This is a genomic window from Blautia sp. HCP3S3_H10_2 (genome assembly GCF_052122375.1).
Classification (GTDB): Bacteria; Bacillota; Clostridia; order Lachnospirales; family Lachnospiraceae; genus Blautia_A.
In genome coordinates this window covers 1-960 of record NZ_JBQKCL010000047.1, presented here as the reverse complement: position 1 = coordinate 960, position 960 = coordinate 1, and the positions used below count along the sequence as shown (strand labels likewise).

The 960-nt window shown below is 43.0% G+C and carries 1 protein-coding gene; it reads right to left on the bottom strand.

Annotation, left to right across the window (positions count from 1 at the left end; translation table 11 throughout):
* Positions 1–960 (bottom strand): MSCRAMM family protein (locus ACTQWB_RS18670; RefSeq protein WP_441502920.1); only part of this gene is annotated, 960 nt, incomplete at both ends.

Below are 960 nucleotides of genomic sequence, written 5' to 3'. Positions count from 1 at the left end.
GCTCCTGTCTTCAGCAGTTCCAGTTTTCCTTTACTTTCTTCCGTATTACTCTTCTCGAATGTATAGGTTAACTTTTCCTTCTGGCCTGCTTTTACCGTCTTTGTCTCTGTCTTTGCCGCTTCACCGCTTGGTGTTACGTAACCTGACGGAGCTTCTGTTTCTACAAAGTAATAGCTTCCCGGTTCTACATTATCAACTGTGATCTTTCCATTTTTGTCAGTTACATAGGAACCACGATTCTCATCTGGATTTCCAACCTTATACAGGTCGAATTTTGCTCCTTCAAGGGCTTTTCCTTCTGCTCCTGTCTTGACCAGTTCCAGCTTTCCTTTACTCTCTTCTATATTGCTCATTTCGAAAATATAAAGTTTAACTTCATTCTGGCCTGCTTCTACAGTCTTAATCTCAGTCTTTGCTGCATCTCTGCTCGGCGTTACATAGCCTGCCGGTGCTTTTGTCTCTTCGAAGTAATAGCTTCCTGGGTCTACACTGATCTCAATGATTCCGTTTTCATCTGTTACTAACGGCACCTTATTGATCTTAGTATCCGCTTTTCCATCTTCCACACGGTATAAGTCGAACTCTGCTCCTGCAAGTTTTTTACCGTCTGTTCCAGTTTTTACTAGTTTCAGCTTCCCTTCGTTTTCCTTTGTATTGCTTACATTGATCGTGTACAATACAACGGATGCCTGACCTGCTTCTACAACTACTGTCTCTGTCTTAGCAGCTGTTCCAGCCGGGGTTACATAGCCTGCCGGGGCTTCTGTTTCTACAAAGTAATAGCTTCCCGGTTCTACGTTATCAACTGTGATCTTTCCATTTTTGTCAGTTACATAGGAACCACAATTCTCATCCGGATTCCCAACTTTATACAGGTCGAATTTTGCTCCCTCAAGGGCTTTTCCCTCTGCTCCTGTCTTGACCAGTTCCAGTTTTCCTTTACTTTCTTCTGTATTGCTC